Here is a 19,048-nt window from a genome sequence, read left to right on the forward strand (position 1 = left end):
GCCGGCCGCCGGGGGTGCCCGCTTTCACGGCTCGTCTAACCTCCTACCTTGACCGCCCCGATGCCTGCTGGGCCGGCTGGACCAACGGGTACCCGGCCTCGGTCCAGGCGCCGATCCCGCCGAGCACCAGCGTCACGTCCTGGAACCCCTCCCGGAGTAGGAGGCTCGCGGCCAACCCCGAGCGCACCTGGTCGTTGCACAGGACCAGCCACCGGGCGGTGGGGTCCAGCTCGCCCAGCTGCCCCCAAACCTCACCGTGGGGGATGTTCTGGGCCCCCTCCACGTGGCCCCACTGGAACTCGAACCCCTCCCGGACGTCCAGCATCCGGGCGCCGCCCTCTTCCATCTCCCGGCGGGCGCCCGCCGCGTCCGTGGTGGCCAGCCGCCCCAGCGAGGTCTCGCCGCTCCATGCGGCGACACCGCCCGCCAGGTGTCCTTCCACGCGGAAGCCCGCCTGGGTCAGGAGCCGCTCCGCGATGGGTCCCAAGGCCGGTGGGTCCATCACCAGCACGTACCGGCGCTCCCGGGGCAGGGCCAGGGCGGCCCGCTCGCCCAGATCGTGCCGCCCGAACTGGAGGCAGAGGCTCCCGGGAAGGTGGCCCTCGGCGAACTGGTGGGGAGGCCGCAGGTCGAGGGGTACGGCCCCGTCGTTCGCCAGGGTCCGGAAGGCGTCCAGGCTCAGCGCGCCCATGGCCTCACCCCGCCTCCAGACCCAGGTTCCGGCGCTTGATGTTCTGGTAGTTGTGGGGCAGCGGCTTCAGCGTCGAGACCACGAACTCGGCGAAACGCTCCGCGTCCGGTTGCTGGAGGGCCAGGTTGAACCGGCGCTCGTACGCCAGGGTCGACGCCGCCTTGCCGCTCATGTTGACGCCCCCGCAGGCGGAGCCGCCGAAGTGGCCCGGGTAGACCTCCACGTGGTCGGGCAGGGCGAGGAGCCGCTGGGTGAGGCTTTCATAGAGGTGTTCGGCCCGCTCGCGGGCGTCCCAGACGTCCAGGCTTCGATCGCCCACGAGCAAATCGGGCCGGGCCACGTCGCCCACGAAGAGGGTGTCGCCCGTCAGGACGAACCAGGGCTCGTCGGAACGGGCCGTGTCCGTCACCAGCAGGCAGACGTGCTCCGGAGTGTGTCCTGGGGTGTAGAGCGCCTTCACCTGGACCGCCCCCACCTGGAGGACCTGGCCGTCGGCGAGGGGCGTGAAGTCGAAGCGCACCAGCCCCCGGGCGTGCTCACCCAGGTAGTAGGCCGCACCCGTCGCTTCAGCCAGCTCCCGGCCCAAGGAGACATGGTCCGCATGCACATGGGTGTCGATCACGTGGCGGATCGTCACGCCCCGATCGGCCGCCTCCATCAGGTACTCGTCCATTCCCACGCCGGCCACGGGATCGACCACAACTGCCTCCTTGGCCTTGGGGCAGCCGAGGAAGTACGAAGCGCACCCGCTGGGGCCGTAATGGATCTGCCGGAAGATCATCGTTGTCCCTCCCGTCCGGTGTTGCCTTGCGTTGCCTTGCAGAAGGGGATCGACCCTCCGTCCTCGCGGGCCGTCCCCTTGGTCCGGCGCGCCTAGCTCAGCGGCACCGACTGGCCCGCCTGGACGTACGCGTGCTCGTGGGCCAGGGCTCCCATCAGGGCCAGCGCCGCGGCCGCTCCTCCCCAACCGATCGCGGCAGCTCCGGCACCGGCGGCCGCGAGGAGGATCCCTCCCCAGAAGAGCCCGGAGAACGCACCGCGGATCAGGTGGTCCGCGGCCTGGCGCCCGTCCGCCGTCGGATGGCCCACGGCCACCTCCGACAGGGCCAGCGTGGCATGCAGGATCGCCGCGGCCACCAGGAGGTTCCGCAGCACTGTGGTGCCCGCACCTCCCGCCGCAAGCGCGACGTCCAGGATCAGGACCCCAGCGGCGCCCGCCAGGACCGCCTGCACCAGCAGGTGAAGCGGTAGGATGGGGCTCTGCCAGAGGTCCCTGGCCCGCGCCTGGGCGAAGAGGAAGGCGGTGTAGACGGCGGTCGCGGCTGCGAGGAGCACCCCGGGCGCTCGCAAGCCCTGAGCCATTCCTTCCCAGCCCGCGAGGCGCCCCGTCACGTCCGCCGCCAGGAGCGCGCCGTAAAGGGTGATCAGGAAGGCGCCCCGGGCCAGCCACGAGCGCCACTGGGGCCGCACCAGGATCCGCCAGAAGCGGGCAGGCTGCTCCAGGTCTGCGACCAGGAGCAGCCCCGTGGCCCCCAGGAAGAGAAGCGCCAGCAGGCTGGAGGCCAGCTCGACCGCCGGACTTAGCCTCAGGCCCGCCCACGCCATCGCCGCGGAGACCAGGTAGGCCCCGGCCGCCAGGGACTTGGTCCAGGTATAGGCGGACACCCTCCAGTCCCAGGGCGGGCCGTGGGGGACATCGTACTGCACGATGGCCGCCGCCGAGCTCCTCCCGGGGCCTCCATCGTGCCGTCCGGGGCCCGCGCCGTGACGGAGGTGGCCGTTCACCCCAGGCCCGCCCCGCAAGGGCGCTGGCCCCGGGCGCGCCACGGGGGCCGGATAGCGTTCGCGCTGCTCCGCGGCGGCGTGGAGCACGGGCACTTGGGCCAGGGCCGGCACTCGGGTGAAGAGGCTGCTGTCGACGTAGAAGAGCTTGGGCTGCGTCGCCTTTTCGGGCTTGCGCACCTCGGCCTTCCCGGTGGCCACCCACCGGGAGACCTCGCTGGTGGGGTCCGAAAGGTCGCCCACGATGATGGCCCGCTCGGGGCAGACGGCCACGCAGGCAGGCTCCAGGCCCTGGTCGATCCGGTGGGCGCAGAAGTTGCACTTCTCGGCGCTGTGGCTCACCGGATCGATGTAGAGGGCGTCGTACGGACAGGCCGCCATGCACGCCTTGCAGCCGATGCAGACCTCCCGGTCGAAGTCCACGATGCCGTCGAGGCGGCGATGGAGAGCCTCCACGGGGCAGATGGCGACGCAGGGTGCATCCTCGCACTGGTTGCACCGGGTTACCTGGAAGTGGCGCTCCACGTTCGGGTAGAGCCCCACCTCCACCTGCTTCACGTAGGTCCGGGTTACCCCTATGGGTACCTGGTGCTCTGCCTTGCAGGCAATGGTGCAGGCATGACAGCCGATGCACCGGCTCTGGTCGATGACCTTCCCCCAGAGCGCCATGGCTCAGCTCCCCTTGCGGACGTAGTAGCGGAAGACCCCGTCCTGCTCCTCCCAGTGGAGCAGTTGATGCTCCTGGCTCTCGCACCAGGCGGGGATGTCCGTGACGGATCCCCGGTCGGTGGCGAGGATCTCGAGCACATCTCCCGCGTCCAGATCCTGCATGGCCTGCCGGGCGCGAACCACCGGCATGGGACACAGGAGCCCCCGTGCGTCCAGGCTGGAGTCCACCCGGTCGGGCCGGGCGGTTTGCGGCTGCACGTCTCTCACCTCCCTCGGCTCGGCGAACGGACCAGCGGCACCCGTCTCACCGGTGGTACCGGGTTCTGGGGCCGCCTAGACGAAAAGGGTCACGTGGGCCCGCGACGCCTCGTGGAGGAACCCCGCCGCCCCGGCCACCTCGACCCCGTCGATGAGCGCCTCCCGCGGGATGCTCAGGGCGTCCATGGTCATCTGGCAGGCGATGAGCCGCACCCCGCTCTCGATGCAAACCTGCCGGAGCTCGCCCACGCTGGCGACGCCCTTGCTCCGGAACATGCCGCTCATCATCCGGGTGGCGACGGCCCGCATCCCCGGAAGCGCTGCGATCGCATTGGGTACGGGCATGGGCATGGCCGGGTTGCCGATGGGATCCACCTGGACCTTGAGGTCCTTCTTCAGGAGGTTGAGGCCGTAGAAGGTAAAGAAAATGGCGGTGTCCATGCCCATGGCCGCTGCGGCCGACCCGAGGATGAAGGGCGGGTACGCCCAGTCCATGGTTCCCTTGGAGGCGATGATCCGGCAGGTCCGCGCCGCCGGGTCCTGCCTGAAGGCTTTCTGGACCTCGGCCGCGACCAGGTGTGGCAGGTGCTTCTGCAGGTATGCCTCCAACGCTGCCTCCAGGCTCTGACCGTCGACCGATCCCGGCGGGCCGGCGGGTACTGCGGCCGGCCGCGCCCACGTCTCGTCGTTCGGTTTCGGACGCGCCATCGTCGATCGTCCCCCCTTCGAGCCAGGGCGCATCGGCAAGCGCCGGGCGCCGGTGCCAGATGATTCCCTTACCGGTAATAGTATTGAGTTTACCGTAGCAGCTGTGACTTCCTCGCCGCATCTGTCCCGACGTGGACGGACGCGCGTCCCCGCCGGCCAGGACATCTGTCCCTCCGTCAGCCCGTCGCTGCGCCCCCTTCAAAGCAGCCTCCGCGCCCGCGCGGCGGCGACGGCCTCGAGACGGCTCCGGGCGCCGAGTTTGGCGAAGAGCGCGCTCAGGGCGTTGCGGACGGTCTTCTCGCTCAGGAAGAAGGCGCGCGCGAGCTCGGGCGTTCCCGCCCCGCGTTCGAGGAGCACCAGGAAGGCGGCCTCGCGCTCGGTCAGGTCGGTCTCGTGGCCCCCCTGCCTCGGCGGCCAGTTCGCCGACGGATGGATGTACGTCCCACCCCCCGCCACGACCTGGAGCGCCAGCACGAGCTCCTCGGGCGTGGCGGCGCGCGGCAGGTACCCGCGAATCCCTTGCGAGAGGGCGTGGACGAGGTGGGCGCGCCCCTGCTGCCGGGTCAAGGCGGCCACAGGAACCCCCGCGGCGACCAAGTGCTGCGCGACATGCAGTCCCTGGCCTCCCCCCATGTCGAGGGCCACCAGCGCCACGTCCACCTCCACCGGCCCTGCGAGCGGGCCCTCAGCCTCGCCCGCCCGGGCCGCCGCAACCCGGATCCCTTCCCGCTCTGAGAGGAGTCGCAGCAGGGCAGCCCGGCAGACGGTCTCCGGCTCCACCAGGAGCACCCGCACATCCCGGCCGGCCGCCTCCCTCTCCCTGTCCTCCACGTCCTCTCCCTCCTTCCATGGCAGACCGGCGACGCCGAACGCAACCGCCGCGCCCAACGGCAGGCGGAAGCAGGACGCGTGCGCCTGCCCCGCCCGCTCGACCAGCCTCCGGCAGATCCGCCACGGGCCTGCCGACCGGGCCACCTCTGCCACGGGCGCCTCCGTCTGCGCGACCGCGGCTCCGTCGCCGGGCGCGCCCTCCTCGGCCGGAAGCGGGGCACCAGCACGAATCCGCCCCCCGCGCCGGCCAGCGTCCCGATCACACCAAGGGAGCAACCGACGGCCGCCCGTACGGCCGCCACCCACGAGACCGGCGGACACTCCTCCCTGGAGAGAGCCGGGTCGACGGGATCCTCGAGCGAGGCGCCCATCGAGGTACCTTACTGGGTATCCTACGGTAATCATTACTTCTATCGCGCTAATCTGTCAACCTCCCCGAACGGATTCGTGTCTCCGTCCTGCGCGCCGCACCTGCCCCCGGCCCCGTCGGTTGCCACGGGTGTGTGACTCAGATCCGCCTTGTCGCGCACCGTTGCCACTTTGCACGTTCTGCGGTAAGATCATTCGTAAAACCCTAACGCAGGGGGTGAGACCCGCGGATCCTCTCCTCGACCGGCTCCTTCCCCGCCTTCGGTGGAGCCCGTGGGGCTTGCCCCTCCTTCAGCAGGTGGACGCCCTGCAGCTCGTCCTCGAGGCCCTCCCGCTCCTGCGGGGTGGGCTCACCGCGAAAAGCGCGCGCCGCACCACGGAGCTCCTCCAGCGCCGCCTTCAGCTGGATGCGGCCGCGGTCGTGGACACCGAGGTGGTGCTGGCCTTCCAGGGCATCGGTTCGGACCACCACCTTCCCGGGACGCCCATCGCGACCAGCCTTACCCGGCGGGCCCTGACCGAGGGCAGGGTGCTGGCCGCGGCCGGGCCTGAGGCCATCGGCTGCGCCCGCCCCGACTGCCCGCTGGGGGCCGCCATGGTGCTGCCCCTACAGGTGCGGGGCCAGGTGGTGGGTGCGCTGAAGCTCTACCGAAGGCGACGACGGCACCTGGGCCGCGCCCGGGCCCGGGCGGCCGAGGCGGTGGCCCGTCTCTTCAGCGTCTACCTGGAGCTGGCCGAGCTGGACGTCCAGGCAGCCCGGGTGACCCAGGCGGAGCTTGAGGCGCTGCGAGCCCAGATCTCCCCCCACTTCCTCTTCAACACCCTGAACACCATCGCCGCCTTGACCTACGCCGATGCCGCCAGAGCCCACGACCTCATCGTCCGCTTCGCCGAGTTCTTCCGCGACACGCTGAACCACCGGGGCGAGTTCGCCACGCTGGAGGACGAGTTGGCCTACGTGAACGCCTACCTGGAGTTCGAGCGGGCCCGGCTGGGGGACCGCCTCCGGGTGGACGTGGACGTGGCTCCCGAGTGCCGTCGGGCCCTGCTTCCCGTGCTGGTGGTGCAGCCGCTGGTGGAGAACGCCATCAACCACGGGATCGAGCCGCGACCGGGGCCCGGATCGGTGCGCATCGCCGCCCGCGCCGAAGCCGAGGGGTACCGCATCGTCGTCTCCGACACGGGGATCGGGATCCCGCCCGAGCGCCTGGGGCGGGTGCTGGAACGAGGTTACGGAACGGGGCTGGGCATGGGGCTGGCCAACGTGGACCAGAGGTTGAAGAGCCTCTTCGGCCTGTCAAGCGGGCTCCGCATCCAGAGCGCCGTGGGCGAGGGAACCGACGTCAGCTTCTGGGTTCCCGCCCGTCGTTGACCTCAGATCCTTGGGATGGAGGCTGAGCCATGGGAATGCGTGTCCTGATCGTGGACGACGAGGACCTGAGCCGCATGGAGCTGGCCCAGCTCCTGAGGCGGGTGACGGACGTGGACCGCCTGGACGAGGCCTCCGCGGCGGCGGACGCCCTCGCTCGCATCCAGGAGAACCGCTACGACCTGGTCTTTCTCGACATCCGCATGCCCGGGTTGAACGGGCTCGACGCCATGGGGCTGGTGAACCGCCTTCCGAACGCGCCCCCGGTGGTCTTCGTGACGGCGTATGACGAGCACGCTTTGGCGGCCTTCGAGGTGGCGGCCAGGGACTACCTGCTCAAGCCCGTCTCAGAGGCCCGCCTTCGCCTCGCGGTCGAGCGGATCCGGTCGCAAAAGCCGGTGGTCACCCGCTCGCAGAACCCGGCCCGAGCCCGCCTGGCCATCGAGCAGGGCGACCACACCAAGCTGATCCGCATCGCCGACATCCGCTACGTGCACGTGCAGGGGCACACGGTCTACGTGCGCACCTTCGACGCCGAATACTCCAGCCGGGCCTCGCTCACCGAGTTGGCGGAGCGCCTGGGCCCTCACAGCTTCGTTCGGGTCCACCGCTCGTACCTGGTGAACCCGGAGCACGTCATCGAGGTCCATCCGTTCTTCGCAGGCACCTACATCCTCCGCGTGGACGACAAGACCAAGAGCCAGGTGCCCGTCAGCCGGGCCTATGCTCGCCAGGTCCTCGAGCTCTTCCGGCTGTGACCCCCCGCTCGCAGCACGGGGCGGAATCGCGACGGCTTGAGCCAGAACCCTGCACGGCGCTCCCTGGGTGCGCGAAAGTGGGCAGAAGCACAGGGGTAATGGGGGCCGGCGGACAGCATCGGCCACCCTCTCCCCGACCCACGGAGGTCGTGCGGGCATGGCCATCCATTCGTCGTCTGCTGAGCCCGGCCCCTTCCCCCTTCAGAGGGAGCGGCTGCTGCTGGTCGACCCTGAGCCTGACCGGAGCCCTCTGCAATACCCCGCCCTGCGCGTGGCGCGGCAGTGGACCCCCGACCGCGTCGTGGCCGAGATCGAGGCGGCCGGGCTGCGGGGCCGCGGGGGCGCCGCCTTTCCCACCGCGACCAAGTGGCGGGCTGCAGCCGAGGGCGCCCCTCCCCGCTACGTGGTGGTGAACGGCGGCGAGGACGAGCCCGGTAGCCGGAAAGACCGCTTCCTCATGGAGAACCATCCCCACCGCGTCATCGAGGGTGCCCTGATCGCCGCCCGCGCCGTTGGGGCCTCGAAGGTCTTCTTCTACGTCAACCGGACCTTCACGGCCTCCCTTCGACCGCTCTGGGGGGCGTTGGAGGACGCGGGAGCCGCCGGGCTGCTCGGCGACGTGGAGGCTGCGGTGGTGGAGGCTCCGCCCGAGTACGTGGCCGGCGAGGAGACCGCGGCCCTGGAGGTGATCGAAGGCCGGCCGGCCCGGCCGCGCCGGAAGCCGCCCTACCCCGTCCAGGCAGGGCTGTGGGGCAGGCCCACCGTCGTCAACAACGTGGAGACCCTGGCCCAGGCCGCCGCCATCGTCCATCAGGGGGCCGAGCGGGTCCGCCGGCTGGGAACGGCAGCGAGCCCGGGCACCCTCTTGCTCAGCGTGGGCGGCGGCGTGAACCGCCCAGGCGTCTTCGAGGTCCCCTTCGGGACCCCCCTGCGGGCCGTGGTGGAGGATCTGGCCGGCGGCGTCTGGGGAGGCCGGTCCGTGAAGGCCATCCTTCCCGGAGGGCCGTCGGCCGGCTATCTTCCCGGCACGGCCCTGGACACCCCCATCGACTACGACGCTCTCGCCCAGGCCGGCTCGTGGGTGGGCTGCGGGGCCATCCGGGTCGTCCCGCGAGGGATGTGCATGGTGGAGGAGCTCCTCCGGCTCGCACCCTTCTTCGCCGAAGAATCGTGCGGCCAATGCGGAACGTGCCTGCAAGGGACCCGCCGCATCCTGGAGTTGCTCGAGAACCTGCGCCTGGGAATCCGGGGCGAGCACGCCCTCGACCTGCTCCGCCGCCTGGGGACCCGCCTCCCGGGAACGGGCCTCTGCGGCCTCGTGGGTGCGGGGGCGGCTCCGGTGGCCAGTGCGATCCGTTGGTTTCCCGACGACTTCCTCCACCATGCACGCTACGGGGTCTGCCCCCAGTTGGGTCCCGTGCCGGGCGGCCGCGGCGCCGGTGCCTCACCCCCGTTCCGTGCCCGCCGGCCCTCAGGTCCGTGAGACTGCGTGAAGGAGGTTCATCCGATCGTGCAGCAGCTTGATCGCAACCTGGCCCTGGAGCTCTCCCGCGTCACCGAAGCGGCCGCGCTGGCCGCGGGACGATGGATGGGGCGGGGCGACAAGGAGGCCGTGGATCGGGCGGCCGTGGAGGCCATGCGGTTCGCCCTCCAGTCGGTGGACATGGACGGCGTGGTGGTCATCGGCGAGGGCGAGAAGGACCGAGCGCCCATGCTCTACATCGGGGAACGCGTTGGAAACGGCCAGCCTCCTGCGGTGGACGTGGCCGTGGATCCCATCGACGGGACGGGCATCACCGCCAGCGGCCTCAACGGGGCCATCTCGGTGATCGCCCTGGCCGAGCAGAGCACCCTCTTCGTCACCCCCCTGGCCTACATGGAGAAGCTGGTCGTGGGCCCGCGGGCCCGGGGCATGGTCCGCCTCGACGCGCCCCCGGCGGAGAACCTGGAGGCCGTGGCGGTCGCGCTGGACCGCGAGGTTCGGGACCTGACCGTGGTGGTCCTCAACCGCCCTCGCAACGACCACCTCATCCGGCACGTTCGGGAAGCGGGCGCCCGGATCCGCCTCATCGGTGACGGCGACATCGCCGCCAGCATCCAGGTGGCGCTGGGCGACCAGGGCGTGGACGTGCTGATGGGCATCGGCGGGGCCCCGGAGGGGGTCATCACCGCGTGCGTCCTGGCGTGCCTGGGTGGGGACATGCAGGCCCGCCTCTGGGCCAAGACCGACGAAGATCGAGCCCTCGCCCACGCCGAGGCCATCGACCTCGACCGGATCCTCACCCTGGAAGACCTGTGCCGCGGCCGCGACGTCTTCGTTGCCGCCACCGGCGTCACCGACGGCGATCTTCTGACGGGGGTCCGCTACTTCAGGGACGGCGCCGTCACCCAGTCGTTGGTGATGCGGTCCATGTCGGGCACCGTGCGGTGGATCGACGCCCGGCACGACCTCTCGCGGCTCCGCCAGCTCGCGGGAGGCCGCTACGATGGCGTGGCGCACCCCGTGCCCCCACCCTCACAACGCGCGGCGCATTCATGACGGTCTGAGACAGAATGCTCTACATGCCCTCAGGGCTGCGCGAAAGTGGGCAAAAGCACAGATCAGGAGGTGATCGACCTGTCCCTCGCCAATGGCACCACCGGCAACCTGTTCGATGCCGGCGTCCGAGAGTACAGCGACGCCTCGCGGCACTACTACGACCCCAACTACCAGCCCACGGAGACCGACGTGCTCTGCGCGTTTCGGGTCACCGCCCAGCCGGGGGTCCCGTGGCCCGAGGCCGCCGCCGCGGTCGCGGCGGAGTCGTCGTCGGGCACGTGGACCTCGGTCTGGACCGACCACCTGGTGGACCTGTCCCGCTACTCGGCCCGGTGTTATCACATCGACCCGGTTCCCGGCCGGGAGGACCAGTTCATCGCGTACGTCGCCTACCCCATGGACCTCTTTGAGGAAGGGTCCATCGCCAACGTGATGTCGTCGATCGTCGGGAACGTCTTCGGCTTCAAGGCCATCCGGGCCCTGCGGCTCGAGGACATCCGAATCCCCGTGGCCTACCTGAAGACCTTCCAGGGCCCGCCCCACGGCATCCAGGTGGAGCGCGACCGGCTCAACAAGTACGGCCGTCCCCTCCTGGGGGCCACCATCAAGCCGAAGCTGGGGCTCTCGGCCAAGAACTACGGCCGCGCCGTCTATGAGGCCCTGCGGGGCGGCCTCGACTTCACCAAGGACGACGAGAACGTCAACTCCCAGCCCTTCATGCGCTGGCGGGACCGGTACCTCTTCGTGATGGAGGCGGTGAAGAAGGCCGAGGACGAGACGGGCGAGCGGAAGGGCCACTACTTGAACGTGACCGCCCCCACCTTCGAGCAGCTCATGGAGCGGGCCGAATTCGCCAGGGACCTGGGTTCCCGCATCATCATGGTTGATTTCCTCACCGCAGGCTTCACCGCGCACACCTCCCTCTCGCACTGGTGCCGGCGGAACGGCGTCCTCCTCCACTGCCACCGGGCGATGCACGCGGTGATCGACCGGCAGAAGGACCACGGCATCCACTGGCGGGTGCTGGCCAAGTGGCTCCGGATGGCCGGCGGCGACCACCTGCACAACGGCACCGTGGTGGGCAAGCTCGAGGGCGATCGGGCCTCCACCATGGCGGTGAACGACTTGCTCCGGCTGGACTTCGTCCCCGCCGACCCGGCCCGCGGCATCTACTTCGACCAACCCTGGGCCTCGCTGCCGGCGGTCTTCCCCGTGGCGTCGGGCGGAATCCACGTCTGGCACGTGCCGGAGCTGCTCTCCATCTTCGGCGACGACGCCGTCCTCCAGTTCGGCGGCGGCACCCTGGGCCACCCCTGGGGGAACGCGGCGGGCGCCACGGCCAACCGGGTCGCCCTGGAGGCTGCGGTCATGGCCCGCAACGAGGGGCACGACCTGGTGCGCGAGAGCCGGCGGATCCTGGAGGAGGCCGCCCGGCACAGCCCCGAGCTCCGGGTGGCCCTGGAGACCTGGAAAGGCATCGCGTTCGAGTACGACACCGTCGACCGGCTGGACCCGGTGTCCGGGTAGCCGGATCCCTGGGAGGTGAGAGCCTTGTCCGTCCAGAGCCCGTCTCAGCGGGCGCCTGCCGGTTCACCCGCCGAACGGGTGCCGTCCCGGCGCACCGAGCTCTTCTCCTACCTGCCGCCCCTGAGCGACGACCAGGCGGCCCGGCAGGTGCGGTACATGCTGGACCGCCAGCTCATGCCGGGCATCGAGTACACGGCCCGGTTGGACCCGTCCGACGACTACTGGCACTTCTGGAAGCTGCCCTTCTTCCAGGTTTCCGACCCGGCAGAGGTGATGGCCGAGCTGAAGGCCTGCCGCCGGGACCATCCAGAGGCCTTCATCCGCCTCACCGGATACGACCCGCAGCGGCAGTGCCAGGTGGTGAGCTTCGTCCTTCACCGGCCCGATGCCCCCGAGCCACAGGAGGGATCCTCGTGCACGAGCTGACCATCGGGAAGCTGCGCGGCATCCACTCCATCTCCACCCCGGCCGGGCATATCACCGTGACCGCGCTGGATCACCGGGGCTCGCTGCGCAAGGCCCTGGAGAAGACCCTGGGGCGGCCTGTCGCCCACGGCGAGGTGGTGGAGGAGAAGCTCCGCATGGTACGGGCCTTCGCCCCCCACTCCACCGCCGTCCTGCTCGATCCCACCTTCGGGGCGGCCCAGGCGGTCGCGTCCGGGGCCCTTCCGGGCCACGTGGGCCTCCTGGTGGCGGTGGAGGAGTCCGGCTACCAGGGTTCCGACGAGAGTCGGCTCACCCGCCTGGTGGAGGGCTGGAGCGTGGCCAAGGTCAAGCAGATGGGCGCGAGCGCGGTCAAGATGCTCCTTTACTACCACCCCCAGTCGGCCGCGGCCGGTCACCAGGAGGAGCTGGTCGCCCAGGTGGCCGAGGAGTGCCGAAGGCACGACATCGCCTTCCTGCTCGAGCCCATGTCGTATCCCGTGGCTCCGGGCCAGTCCAAGTCGGCGCCCGAGTTCGCCCGGGAGAAGCCCCGAGTGGTCCTGGAGACGGTGGAGCGTCTGGGGCCGCTGGGGGCGGACCTGCTCAAGCTGGAGTTCCCCGGCGACCCCCACTGGGAGCAGGATGAGGCCCGCATGCGCGGGCACTGCCGGGAGATCACCCGCCGCTCGCCCGTTCCGTGGGTGATCCTTAGCGCCGCCGAGAGCTTCGACGTCTTCCAGCGCCTGGTAGAGATCGCCTGCGAGGAGGGGGCTTCGGGCTTCATGGTCGGCCGGGCCATCTGGCAGGAGGCCATGACCCTGCCTGACCCGGCCGAGCGGGACCGGTTCCTGAAGACCCAGGGTGTCAGCCGGCTGGAGATCCTGAAGGCCATCGCCAACCGCCGGGGACGGCCCTGGTCCGAGCAGGCCGCGGCGCGGCCGGTGGCGGAGGGGTGGCACCGGGAGTACGGCTCGCACCCCGATCAGGCGGTGGCCTAGCCGCTACGGCCACGGCAGGCCCGCGGCCGACACGGAAAGGAGGATGGCATCATGAACGGTACACCCCGCCGTCCCGTGCTCCTGGGCGTGGGCGGTGATAGCGGGAGCGGCAAGACCACCATCACCCGAGGGCTCGTCCAGCTGTTCGGGGCTGGGAACGTCACCAGCATCTGCCTGGACGACTACCACAAGCTGGACCGCAACGCGCGAGCAGCGGCGGGCGTCACCGCCCTCAACCCCGCGGCCAACGACCTCGCACTCCTGGAGGAGCACATGGCCGCCCTGCGTCGGGGCGAGAGCGTCCTGAAGCCGGTGTACGACCACAGCACGGGGACCTTCGGCGAGCCCGAGGAGGTGCACCCGAAACCCTGGATCATCGTGCGCGGCCTCTTTCCCCTCTTCACGGAACGGCTTCGCCGGACCTTCGACCTGAAGGTGTGGCTCGAGCCCGACACCGAGCTGAAGTACCACTGGAAGGTGCAGAGGGACGTGGCGCAGCGGGGGTACACGGTGGAGCAGGTCATTCGCCACATCGTCGACCGGCAAGACGACCTGCGGCGCTACATCCTCCCCCAGGCGGGTCACGCGGACCTGCAGGTTCAGTTCCACCCGCCCGAGGGCTTCTTCCACACAGGCGAGGACCACGACCCCGCCCAGCGGGAGCTACACGTCCGGCTCACCGTGCGGCCGGAGACGCCGGTGGCACCGGTGCTGGACTCCCTGATGGGCATCGTGCGGGGCGGGAGCAGGCCCCCGGCCTCTTCGGCCGGGCGCCCGGGGATTCGCCTAGGGCAGGCGGGCGTGAACGGGCACACCGCGGCCGTCCTTGAGGTGGACGGCGGCCTCGACCCCGCCACCACCGCCCCCCTGCTCGAGGTGCTCCTACGCCGCCTGGCCCCCCTTGATCCGGACCAGCCCGGCCTCGGAACCTTCCTGGCTGGCGGCCGCACCCCGGCCCGGAGCCATACCCTCATGGTCACCCAGCTCCTCATCGCGAACGCGATGCTGGCCGCGGTCCAGCACGAAGGGAGCCGTCCCTCCCCTCGCGCCCGTATGGTAGACTGAGCCCGGACCCGCAACCATCCTGGGAAGGAGAGCTACGGCTGGACGATACCGCCGCAGGAGGTTCCTTTCTCCACCGGGCGGATCCCAGGGCGAAGCTCCTGGCCCTGGTCCTCATGGTCGTCGCCCTGGCGGAAGCCCGATCCGTCCCTGGCCTGGCGGGTGCGGGCCTCCTGGTGGCCGCCGGCGCCCTGGCGGGCGCCGTCTCCTCGCGCGTCCTCCTGCGGGCCGCGCGGCTGGTGCTGATGCTCCTCCTCGTCACCCTGGCAACGCACCTGCTTCTCACGCCGGGGGAGCCGTGGCTGCGGCTCGGGCCCCTGGTAGCCACGCGTGAGGGCCTGCAGCGGGGGCTCCTCCTGGGCGCGCGTCTGGCGCTCCTGGCCCTGGCCGGCGCCCTGGTGACCGCCACCACCTCGCCCCTGGCCCTCAGCCGGGGCTTGGAGCGGCTCCTCTCCCCGCTGGGCCGAGCCGGCGTACGGGTGCCGGACCTTTCCTTGGTCCTCGCGATCGCCCTCCAGTTCATCCCCATCCTGGCCGGGGAAGCCTACCGCCTTCGGCTCGCGCGGCAGGCCAGGGGGGAAGCGGTCTCGGGCGCAGGGTCCTGGCGGAGGGCTCTTGCCACCGCGTCGGTTCTCGTCCCCCTCTTCGCCAGCGCCCTCCGCCGGGCGGACCGCCTGGCGGAGGCCATGGAGGCGCGCGGCTACCGGGGCGCCCCGCGCAGCAGCCTGCGGCCCTATCGCTGGCGGGCCGCAGATTGGCTGGTGGTGGGGCCGACACTCCTGCTGGCCTTCTGGCTCGGGCTCACAGGCTAAGGGCGGGTTCAGCGGGTGATGGCGTCGTACGGGAGCGGCTCGCCGCCCCGGACCCGTACCACGGCCCGGCCGGGCAGGCAGGCGATGGCCTGGTGGGTCCGGTCGATCCATCCGGTGCGGACGCAGATCTGGTCGGGGCAGTCCGAGGCGCGCACGCGCACGCGTCCCGGCGCCGTCTCCAGCACCATGCGGACCCCTCCGGCCGTGAGCGGCACCGCCTGCTCCTGGTCCAGGGGAAGCTCGAGGACCTCGCGCCCCCCGACCGTCACCACGGCCACCGCGGGGCCCGCGCCTGCGGCGGTGGCGGGCACCAGGGTGTTCCACAGGAGAACCGCACCCACGGCCGCCACCAGCACGGCAGCGGCCCAGTCGCCGTGACGGACTCGGGGCTGGATCTGGGCTCGGGAGACCCCTCTCCCCACCCCCGACCCTGCCCGCGTGCCGCTCGGTGGCGGGGGGACCTGGGCCAGAACGCGGGCCGCGGCGAGACCCACCAGCGCCCCGGCGGGAAGGGCGAGCCAGAGCAGGACGGGAAGGTAAGCCAGGACGGCGCCCTGCCCGGTGAGCAGCCATGCCGCCATGAGCTGGCCGGTGTTGTGGGCGGCCGCTCCCATGAGGCTCACGCCCACCGGCGACAGGAGGCGGCCGGCCCCGGCCCGGACGCCGGCCATCACCGCCACGCTCACCAGCCCGCCGGCGAGACCGATCCAGAAGGGCCCGGAGAAGAGCGTCCCGATCACGAAGGAGCCGAGGACCTGGCGGAGCACCACCAGCAGGAGCGCCTCCCGGAACCCCCAGAGGTAGAGGGCCACCAGCGAGACGATGTTCGCCAGTCCCAGCTTCGCCCCCGGCAGGGGCAGCGAGGGAAGCTGGGCCTCCAGAACGTGGAGGGCGACGCCGAGGGCCAGGAACATGCCCAGCCGGGCCACGTCCCGAGCGCTGCGCTCCGGAGCCGTACGGGCACCCTCCTTCCCCAGGCGGGGGAGGACAGCGTCCCGCCCTGCAGGCTCCGCCCATACCGTCATGGGTCCATCACCTGGATGCGTCCCCGGAGGCCCGAAGTGTAGGTCACCTTCATCTCCGTGTCCACGAAGACGGCCTCCACCCCTGGCAGGCTTTCCACCAGCCGCGCCCCACGTTCGGGCCCCAGCACGAAGACAGCCGTGGAAAGGCCGTCCGCGTCCACCCCATGGGGCGCCAGTACCGTCACGCTCGCAAGCTCCCGGGCGGGGTAGCCGGTGGCGGGGTCCAGGAGGTGGGAGTAGCGGGTTCCCCCGTCGATGAAGTAGCGCTCGTAGTCCCCGGAGGTCGCGAGGGCCTCGTCGGTCGCTTCCACCACGGCGATGACGGCGCCGGGCCGGCGGGGGTGCTGGATGCCCACCCGCCAGGGGGAGCCGTCGGGCCTGCCGCCCAGGGCGTAGAGGTTGCCCCCCAGATCGATGAGCGCCCGGGTGACACCCGCGCCCCGGAACCGCTCCGCCAGCCGGTCCACGGCCCAACCCTTGGCGATGCCGCCCAGGTCCAGCACCATGCCGGCGCGGTCCAGCGAGGCCGCTTGGCCGTCTTCGGCCAGCTGGAGCCAGCGGTATCCCACCCGCGCTCGCGCCGCCTCGATCGCCGGGACGTCGGGGAGGTGCCGCCCGCGGACCGTCCCCTGGGCATCCTCGTTCTCTTCGACGGCTTCAGGGTCCACGAAACCCCAGAGGTCCACCAGCGGTCCGATGGTGGGGTCGAAGGCCCCATCGCTCAGGCGTGCGAGGCGCAACGCTTCCCCGATGAGCCTGGTCGTCTCGGACCCCACCGTGACGGGCCCTTCGCCTGCCCGGGCGTTCAGCCGGGCCACGTCCGAGCCGGGGTCGAACCGGTCCAGGGCACGGGTCATCCGGTCCAGCTCGGGCAGGACACCCGCCGCGGCCTCCTGCGCTCCGGGCCCTTCGGCCACCACGTGGACGTAGGTGCCCATGGAGAAGCCCGTAACCTCCACCGGGTCTCCCCCCCGGCCGCGGTCCGCCGCGGCGGCCACCGCCACGGCAGCCGCCGCCAGCACCGCGGCCAGGCCCCACGCCCGCCGCGGCACGCTAGACCGCCTCCAGCAGGTGGACCTTGCCCGCCCGGACCTCGATGCAGCCCGTGGGGCACTTGGCCACACACGCCCCGCAGCCGTTGCACCGCTCGGAGTCGATCCGGGCCAGGTTGTCCACCACGTGGATGGCGTCCTGCTCGCAGGCCCGCTCGCAGATCTTGCAGGCGATGCAGCCCGCCTGGCACACGGCCCGTACCTGCTTGCCCCCCAGGGGCGAGACGCAGCGGACCACCGCGGGCGTGTCGGGGGCGACGAGCTGGATCGTACCCCTGGGGCACACCTGGGTGCAGATGCCGCACCCGGTGCAGAGGGCCTCGTCGACGATCGGAAGGCCGTCGGCTCCCATCCGGAGGGCGCCGAAGGGGCACTCCCGCACGCAGGTTCCGAGGCCGAGGCAGCCGTAGGTGCATCCCTTGGGGCCGTTGTAGGTGAGGGCGGCCGCACGGCAGTCCTCCAACCCCACGTACTCCGCGCGTCGGGGCGCCTTGGCGCCCACCCCTCCGCAGAGGACCTGGGCCACCTGGCGCTCGACCCGGCCGGCGTCCACGCCCAGGGTGCTGGCGATGCGGGCCACCTGCTCGGCGTTGGCCACGGTGCACTGGGAGGGCAGGGCCTCGCCCCGGGCCAGCGCCTTGGCCATCCCCCCGCACCCCGAGAAGCCGCAGGCGCCGCAGTTGGCCCCCGGCAGCATGTTGGTGAGGAGCTCGACCCGTCCGTCTTCCTCCACCTGGAATGCCCGGGCCGCGTAGAAGAGCCCCGTGGCGAAGAGGAGCCCGATCACGCCTAGCACGCCGCCTGCGATGACCATCGATGAGAGCATCCCACGGCCTCCTTCCTCACGAAGCCCCCGTCAAGAACCCCATTCCACCCTCGCGCGAGGCGCTCCACCCTCAGGCCGCCGCCAGCCCGCTGAACCCCAGAAATGCCAGGGACATGAGCCCGGCGATGAGGAGCGAGAGCGCCGTCCCCTGCAGGGCGGGCGGAACGTCGGCGAACTCCATCTCCTCCCGGATGCTGGCCATCATCACCATCGCCAGGGTGAAGCCTGCGGCGCTTCCGATCGCGAAGACCAGGGTCTGGGCCAGGCTGTAGCCGTTGATCACCACCAGCAGGGCAAGCCCCAGGATGGCGCAGTTGGTGGTGATGAGGGGCAGGTAGATCCCGAAGGCCTCGTACAAGGCGGGGCTCATCTTGCGGATCACCATCTCCAGCAGCTGCACCAGGACCGCGATCACCAGGATGAAGGCCACGTACTGAAGGTAGGCAAGCCCCAGGGGACCGAGCACGTAGGTCTGCAGGAGCCAGACCACCACCCCCGTCACCAGCATCACGAAGGTGACCGCGGCGCCCATGCTGGCCGCCGCCTTCACCTCCCGGGTGACGCCCAGGAAGGGGCAGATCCCCAGGAATCGTGAGAGCAGGAAGTTGTTGACCAAGGCCGCGCCCACGAAGAGCAGAAGCAGCTCGCTCATCGACGCATCCTCCTCACGAGGCCAGGTTCCGGCTCACGGCCGGAATCGGCTGGGCTTCCCGCCTGGCCGGCGTCCCCCCGCCCCGGCGCAGCAGGTTGAGCATGGCCAGCAAGGCGGCCATGGTGATGAACGCGCCGGGAGCCAGCTTGAAGAGGCCCACGGTGGGCGCCGCCGCCGGCAGCACCTGGAAAGAGAACCAGGTTCCGGATCCCAGGATCTCCCGGATCGACGAGATCGCCACCAGAGCCCACGTGTAGCCCAGCCCGAAGCCGATCGCGTCCGCGGCCGCACGCCCGGGCGACACGTGCGATCCAAACCCCTCCACCCGGCCGAGGATGATGCAGTTGACCACGATCAGCGGCACGAAGAGGCCCAGGATCCGATGAACCGGCGGCATCGTCCCCGCCAGCACCAGATCCACCACCGTCACCAGCGTGGCGATGACGATGGTGTACACGGGGATCCGGATCGTCCTCGGAACCGACCGGCGAACCGCCGAGACGATCACGTTGGATCCCAGCAGCACGAAGGTCACCGCGATGCCCATGACGGCGCCGTACAGCACGCCGGTGGTCACTGCCAGCGACGGGCAGAGGCCGATCACCAGGAAGAAGGGCGGCGTCTGCTTGTAGAGACCCTGGGAGAGGATCCCCTTCAGCTCGCTCCAGCGTGCCCGTGGTTCTCTGGCCATGGTCGT

20 protein-coding genes are annotated in these 19,048 nt (G+C 71.1%); 9 read left to right on the top strand and 11 right to left on the bottom strand.

Features of this window, described 5'->3' with window-relative positions:
* Window positions 1-43: 43 nt before the first annotated feature.
* The 6 genes from LIP_RS16120 to LIP_RS19065 all read right to left on the bottom strand — a co-directional run bounded on the left by LIP_RS16120 (window position 44) and on the right by LIP_RS19065 (window position 4,939).
* Entirely contained in the window at window positions 44-691 is a 648-nt protein-coding gene (locus LIP_RS16120; protein WP_068140701.1) for a rhodanese-like domain-containing protein, read from the bottom strand.
* Between the two features lie 4 nt (window positions 692-695).
* Window positions 696-1,472, bottom strand: coding sequence for an MBL fold metallo-hydrolase (locus LIP_RS16125; protein ID WP_068140702.1), 777 nt, complete (start codon window positions 1,470-1,472; stop codon window positions 696-698).
* A gap of 92 nt (window positions 1,473-1,564) precedes the next feature.
* Window positions 1,565-3,142: a 4Fe-4S dicluster domain-containing protein gene (locus LIP_RS16130; protein WP_068140703.1), complete on the bottom strand. Its 1,578-nt coding sequence runs from the start codon at window positions 3,140-3,142 to the stop codon at window positions 1,565-1,567.
* A gap of 3 nt (window positions 3,143-3,145) precedes the next feature.
* Window positions 3,146-3,400, bottom strand: a complete 255-nt coding sequence (locus LIP_RS16135; protein ID WP_198409591.1) for a sulfurtransferase TusA family protein — start codon at window positions 3,398-3,400, stop codon at window positions 3,146-3,148.
* 75 nt (window positions 3,401-3,475) lie between these two features.
* The gene (locus tag LIP_RS16140; RefSeq protein ID WP_082726462.1) at window positions 3,476-4,108 is read right to left on the bottom strand and encodes a DsrE/DsrF/DrsH-like family protein; all 633 of its coding nucleotides are present in this window, start codon (window positions 4,106-4,108) and stop codon (window positions 3,476-3,478) included.
* 198 nt (window positions 4,109-4,306) lie between these two features.
* Window positions 4,307-4,939, bottom strand: coding sequence for a response regulator (locus LIP_RS19065; protein ID WP_158509704.1), 633 nt, complete (start codon window positions 4,937-4,939; stop codon window positions 4,307-4,309).
* Between the two features lie 649 nt (window positions 4,940-5,588).
* Between LIP_RS19065 and LIP_RS19070 the strand changes: the two genes are divergently transcribed.
* The 9 genes from LIP_RS19070 (at window position 5,589) to LIP_RS16190 (ending at window position 14,796) form a co-directional block, all read left to right on the top strand.
* Window positions 5,589-6,680 carry a sensor histidine kinase gene (locus LIP_RS19070; protein ID WP_068140711.1) on the top strand — a complete coding sequence of 364 codons (1,092 nt, stop codon included), beginning with the start codon at window positions 5,589-5,591 and terminating at the stop codon, window positions 6,678-6,680.
* A 29-nt stretch (window positions 6,681-6,709) separates the two neighbouring features.
* On the top strand, window positions 6,710-7,435 hold the full coding sequence (locus tag LIP_RS16155) for a LytR/AlgR family response regulator transcription factor (protein ID WP_068140714.1): 726 nt from the start codon (window positions 6,710-6,712) through the stop codon (window positions 7,433-7,435).
* 157 nt (window positions 7,436-7,592) lie between these two features.
* Window positions 7,593-8,918, top strand: coding sequence for an NADH-ubiquinone oxidoreductase-F iron-sulfur binding region domain-containing protein (locus LIP_RS16160; protein ID WP_068140717.1), 1,326 nt, complete (start codon window positions 7,593-7,595; stop codon window positions 8,916-8,918).
* A gap of 24 nt (window positions 8,919-8,942) precedes the next feature.
* Window positions 8,943-9,974, top strand: a complete 1,032-nt coding sequence (glpX, locus tag LIP_RS16165) for a class II fructose-bisphosphatase (protein ID WP_082726682.1) — start codon at window positions 8,943-8,945, stop codon at window positions 9,972-9,974.
* Window positions 9,975-10,052: 78 nt separating this feature from the next.
* The gene (locus tag LIP_RS16170; RefSeq protein ID WP_068142238.1) at window positions 10,053-11,501 is read left to right on the top strand and encodes a ribulose-bisphosphate carboxylase large subunit; all 1,449 of its coding nucleotides are present in this window, start codon (window positions 10,053-10,055) and stop codon (window positions 11,499-11,501) included.
* A 24-nt stretch (window positions 11,502-11,525) separates the two neighbouring features.
* Window positions 11,526-11,927: a ribulose bisphosphate carboxylase small subunit gene (locus LIP_RS16175; protein ID WP_068140723.1), complete on the top strand. Its 402-nt coding sequence runs from the start codon at window positions 11,526-11,528 to the stop codon at window positions 11,925-11,927.
* Complete coding sequence (locus tag LIP_RS16180) at window positions 11,915-12,922, top strand: tagatose 1,6-diphosphate aldolase (protein WP_068140727.1); 1,008 nt, start codon at window positions 11,915-11,917, stop codon at window positions 12,920-12,922. Before LIP_RS16175 ends, LIP_RS16180 begins: the two co-directional genes overlap by 13 nt.
* Window positions 12,923-12,973: 51 nt before the next feature.
* Window positions 12,974-13,987 carry a phosphoribulokinase gene (locus LIP_RS16185; protein WP_068140730.1) on the top strand — a complete coding sequence of 338 codons (1,014 nt, stop codon included), beginning with the start codon at window positions 12,974-12,976 and terminating at the stop codon, window positions 13,985-13,987.
* Between the two features lie 38 nt (window positions 13,988-14,025).
* Window positions 14,026-14,796: an energy-coupling factor transporter transmembrane component T family protein gene (locus tag LIP_RS16190; RefSeq protein ID WP_269433406.1), complete on the top strand. Its 771-nt coding sequence runs from the start codon at window positions 14,026-14,028 to the stop codon at window positions 14,794-14,796.
* A gap of 8 nt (window positions 14,797-14,804) precedes the next feature.
* On the opposite strand, the gene LIP_RS16195 is transcribed toward LIP_RS16190, so the two are convergent.
* From LIP_RS16195 to rsxE, 5 genes are all read right to left on the bottom strand, one after another.
* A complete protein-coding gene (locus tag LIP_RS16195; RefSeq protein ID WP_068140739.1) occupies window positions 14,805-15,821 on the bottom strand; it encodes a Gx transporter family protein in 1,017 nt (338 codons plus the stop codon).
* A complete protein-coding gene (locus tag LIP_RS16200; RefSeq protein WP_068140741.1) occupies window positions 15,818-16,873 on the bottom strand; it encodes an FAD:protein FMN transferase in 1,056 nt (351 codons plus the stop codon). Before LIP_RS16200 ends, LIP_RS16195 begins: the two co-directional genes overlap by 4 nt.
* A 1-nt stretch (window position 16,874) precedes the next feature.
* Window positions 16,875-17,699: an RnfABCDGE type electron transport complex subunit B gene (locus LIP_RS16205; RefSeq protein WP_198409593.1), complete on the bottom strand. Its 825-nt coding sequence runs from the start codon at window positions 17,697-17,699 to the stop codon at window positions 16,875-16,877.
* Between the two features lie 70 nt (window positions 17,700-17,769).
* Window positions 17,770-18,351 carry an electron transport complex protein RnfA gene (locus LIP_RS16210; protein WP_068140743.1) on the bottom strand — a complete coding sequence of 194 codons (582 nt, stop codon included), beginning with the start codon at window positions 18,349-18,351 and terminating at the stop codon, window positions 17,770-17,772.
* Window positions 18,352-18,364: 13 nt separating this feature from the next.
* Window positions 18,365-19,042, bottom strand: a complete 678-nt coding sequence (gene rsxE, locus LIP_RS16215; protein ID WP_082726466.1) for an electron transport complex subunit RsxE — start codon at window positions 19,040-19,042, stop codon at window positions 18,365-18,367.
* Window positions 19,043-19,048 lie beyond the last annotated feature (6 nt).

It is taken from the genome of Limnochorda pilosa (assembly GCF_001544015.1).
Lineage (GTDB): Bacteria > Bacillota > Limnochordia > Limnochordales > Limnochordaceae > Limnochorda > Limnochorda pilosa.